The organism is Acinetobacter sp. YH12072 (genome assembly GCF_013419565.1).
Lineage (GTDB): Bacteria > Pseudomonadota > Gammaproteobacteria > Pseudomonadales > Moraxellaceae > Acinetobacter.
The window spans coordinates 1-3,998 of record NZ_VOZV01000077.1 but is presented as its reverse complement, the minus strand read 5'-3'; the positions used below and the strand labels follow the sequence as shown (position 1 = coordinate 3,998).

The following is a 3,998-nucleotide window of genomic DNA, read 5'->3' as shown; positions in this document are numbered from 1 at the left end:
AAAACCTTCAAAATCCTTGCTGAGCGTTATCGAAATAGAGGTAAAAGGCTTGGTTTGAGATTCAATTTAATCGCTGGAATCTACAACTTGGAACTGAGCAAAAAATGATTTATGAAAGAGGTCTAATCTATACAGATATACATAATTTAACTTTTTATTTAAAAAAACACTCTAAATGGCTTTGGAAAGCTACAAATATAGATGTTAGTTATATAGGCTTGCATTTATGAGCATGAGGTGAAAGATGAAGTTGTTAACGTTAATTGGTGCAGGTGTACTTGCAGGTTATTGTTATAAGAAAATGAAATACAAAAAGGACGGTTCAAACAATCCTACTCCTCAGAATGAACAGGTAGACAGTCAAGCAGCAAACCCTGTTGAATAATGCCTTTAAAGGGCCTCACAACTAGCAAGAAAAGGTTGTGAGGTCTCCCATTCTTTCAGTAGAGTCATCTCTGACAAGTCTTATATAAACCCCAATCATGGATAAGCCTAGTTTTACATCGTTGTAAATTGAGGCTTATTGTGATGACAGATTTGATAAGCACACAAGGATGCATAAATCCCAGCCAAATAACCTGAAATGGAACGATGGCGACTGCTTACCAAGTTATATTGCTGCTTCAGTAAGCTAAAGATGGTCTCTATTTTATTGCGTTGTCTTAGCATCATTTCATCTTCTGATGATAGCTTCACTGGTCGCATATTCTTGCGATGATAGGTAATTAATTCAATATCCTGCTTTACCAATTTTTCTTTTAAAGTTTCACTGATGTAGCCACGATCACCAAAGATTTTACCGATGTAGCCTTGAGCTAGCTTCGGCAGAATTTTTATATCTGAAGTATGGCCATTTGACAGTTGGGTCTGAATAAATTGACCCTGAGCATCTACTAATACATGTAATTTACATCCATAGAACCACCCCATTGAGCTTTTAGCTCGTGTGGCAATCTTTTTTAAAGATTTATGACGTTGGATACGCTGATTCTTACATACGGGTAAAGTTGTAGAATCAACCCAGGCACAAGCTGTTTGAGCGCTAGAAGTTAGAGAAATATGCAATGCTTGAAGTGCGAGTTGATGTTGATTGATTAAATGAACCATCCGCTGATAGGATGGGAGGGCCTTGAAAAGCTTATAATAAAAGCGCTGTATCATGCCATAAAAGGCTTTGAAATGATGAAGTTGAGAGTTCTTATACCAGACCGCGATAAAAATGATTTCAGATAAACAAAGAACCCCTGATCTCTGCCTGACCTTCGGATTTTCTTGTTTTAAATATTGCCAATAGATGGCTTCATTTTTCTGAAAAAAAATCGTCAATCGTACAGAATAAAGTTGTAAACTCGAACATAGGATGGCTGGTTAAATAGTTTGTGTGGTAACTCACTTATCAACTTAGCCATCTTTTTTTTCAACTGAATTTCTTATCTATGATTCGGGTTATATAATATTCAGAACTTTGATATTTTCAGAGAAACAGCAAGCTCTTTTTAGCTATTATACCTTTTCATCTGTTCTAAATTTTCCTGATTAAATTTATTGATAAAGTTGAATGGTTTACAAAACTATTCATTTTAATAATAGCCATACTTTAAAAATAATGTGATCCTCTTTCTCAGGAGGACAGCTTATGAAAAAACTAATTATCTTGCCTCTTGTAGCTTTAATACTTCTGGGGTGTAGTCAACCAAATACACAGCAAGAAGCTGACTCTAAGATCCTACAGGATGAGGATTTAAAAAAATTTAGGGAGATGGTAAGGAATGCTTTACCGAATTCAGACCTGGTTCAATTTCATCAAAAAGAGGGAGGATGTGGTGAGGTTAGTTTCAGAGATAAATCTACGAATGAAATGAAGCATCGGAGGTTTATTGTAGTGAATAAAAATATTGTGCTGATTGAAAGACGGCAGGTAGATCAGGAATATTTTGACCTTTCATGGAGGAATGCATGTCGAGATTATTTTGGGTAAAGAAAGAATATTTATTAAAATTCTTATTTGAAAATAGTGACCGTTATAATTGAATATCAATAAAAAAATTTGATCATTGAGCCACTCTTTAGAGTGGCTTTTTAATGTCTCGATTTCTGAATTTTGTTCGAAATATGGTTACTGAATAAATCCGTATTTCATATACTAGCTTCATACCAATAAATAGAATATTGATCAATTTATATAGATAATAAATATAAAAATTATTTAAAAAAGGAACAAAAATTGCTTCTTGAAAGCATAGCTTTTGCTTTAGGTTCTAGATATGTATCTCTTTAAAATATGCGGCATTATTTTCCTTGTCATCCTTGCTGTTTTTCTTATGGTTTTGGGCCTTATTTATCAGGATCCTTTATTTGCTTTGATCGGGCTATTGTTCACGGTTTGCGCAGTATTATTATTTTCCATGATCAAGGAAAGTCTTGCTGACTTTTAGATCACTCATTTCGTTTAAAAGTTTAAAGATTTGGACTAGAGATAAAGGTGAATAGCAGGATGATAGTCATCAATATTATGCACCGAGATGGAATCAACAATTTAGAAAAATAATTGTGTTGAAAAGTCTTTGGATTAATCAGTGTAATAAGGAAGACTTATACGGGCAACCAGTCATGTGGATTAGATTGATAAGATGATCTGATAATACACTCATTGCTGGGTGCTATTTTGCAGAAGTTCATCGAAAGATGGGCTTTTTTGTTGCCTAAAATAAAGCTTTATCAAGTTCAAACTAGAAATTATTGACTCCAAAGATCACAATTTAGACTTTTTATGTATGGATGGATATTTAATTCCTATATATATTTATATTTGTCATGAATTGGCTATTGTTTGACCGTTGTACATTTCGTCAACAATCCTGAATCAGCGCAAAATGATAAAGGGGAAGAGCCCACAGCAATGTGGGCTTTTTTATTGCCTAAAGAAAAGTTTGGCTTAATTTCTTACTATGTATCTGGCTTGAATAGCCTAGCTAAGCTAAGTAATAGATCTGGTCAACGGGACTGAGATTAACTAGAAATTTGAATAAGTGACTTATTTCTATTTTATTGGTCAATATGATTGTTAATCATCGACTTAATATGAAAGTGTGATTGACTGCATACAATATTTTCATTATATTTTACCATATGTTCAAAAATATCCACGTTTTGAATTTAGAGTTCTGCCCACATCGTCCCCAATGATGTGGGTTTTTTTTGACTCAAATAAACTGATTAATATTTTTATTTACTTATACTTAATATATGAATACTAGAGACGGTAGCATCTAGTTCCGTAAGGGCTATTTTTGCATCAGTAGGTGTGATAGATTAAATCTAAGTTGGTAACTCGCTAAGCGGATCAGTCCAGCAAGTTTATCTTGATTGACTCCCGACTTAAGAAGCGTTGCTATGAAGAAGCTCATCGAAAGATGGGCCTTTTTGTTGGTTTATTAAACAAAAGGATTCATACTAAGGTCCATGCTTAAATTAAGTTGAATCTTTTGAAACACAAAAGAGTTGTAATTTTAGGCAGAGTATTTTTGGCATTTATATTCTTTCTGTGTTTCCATTTATATAATCTTTCTAGCGAACAAGAAAGAGCAAAGAGTTTAGAAAAATTGTCTGATGAGCTTAAAGCTTCTGAATAGATAAGTTTAAAAGATGAAACGAAAGCCCATCATAAGTGGGCTTTTTTTACAGGTATATACATTTTTATTTCTTAAAAATAATATTTATTTAATTAAATGAAATGTTATAAAGAATCTTCACAGTCTTTTAAATAAATTGATGCATCTTATGAATAAATATAAAGCAATAGAGCTAAGTTTTCTCAATGAGGTATACGACGAAACTATAAAGAATTTTGTTCCAACAAAATCTAGAACAATAGACCTCTTGCGAAAGTAAAAACTGCCTCAATATAGATTTCATGAAATATCAGAAATTAAATCGTTTTTCAGATTCTGAATTCCAGCGCTTGGTTGGTGTACCTCGAGCAGTTTTTAGTGAAATGG

At 33.2% G+C, this 3,998-nt stretch carries 2 protein-coding genes and 3 pseudogenes; 4 read left to right on the top strand and 1 reads right to left on the bottom strand.

Going from position 1 to position 3,998, the window contains the following annotated elements; genetic code table 11:
- Positions 1–108, top strand: a pseudogene (locus tag FTU19_RS15985) (IS5/IS1182 family transposase); the annotation flags it as partial.
- A gap of 136 nt (positions 109–244) precedes the next feature.
- A complete protein-coding gene (locus FTU19_RS15980; protein ID WP_179992472.1) occupies positions 245–385 on the top strand; it encodes a hypothetical protein in 141 nt (46 codons plus the stop codon).
- A 113-nt stretch (positions 386–498) separates the two neighbouring features.
- Here the strand turns inward: FTU19_RS15980 and FTU19_RS15975 are convergent.
- Positions 499–1,357: pseudogene (locus FTU19_RS15975) on the bottom strand (IS982 family transposase).
- Positions 1,358–1,636: 279 nt separating this feature from the next.
- Here FTU19_RS15975 and FTU19_RS15970 point away from each other — a divergent pair.
- Both FTU19_RS15970 and FTU19_RS15965 read left to right on the top strand, forming a co-directional pair.
- Positions 1,637–1,978 (top strand): hypothetical protein, encoded by a 342-nt coding sequence (locus tag FTU19_RS15970; RefSeq protein ID WP_180131895.1) that lies wholly within the window; start codon positions 1,637–1,639, stop codon positions 1,976–1,978.
- A 1,935-nt stretch (positions 1,979–3,913) separates the two neighbouring features.
- Positions 3,914–3,998, top strand: a pseudogene (locus tag FTU19_RS15965) (IS5/IS1182 family transposase); the annotation flags it as partial.

Coding starts and splice junctions, on each gene's coding strand:
- FTU19_RS15980 (WP_179992472.1), top strand. CDS start 245: ATGAAGTTGTTAACGTTAATTGGTGCAGGTGTACTTGCAGGTTATTGT.
- FTU19_RS15970 (WP_180131895.1), top strand. CDS start 1,637: ATGAAAAAACTAATTATCTTGCCTCTTGTAGCTTTAATACTTCTGGGG.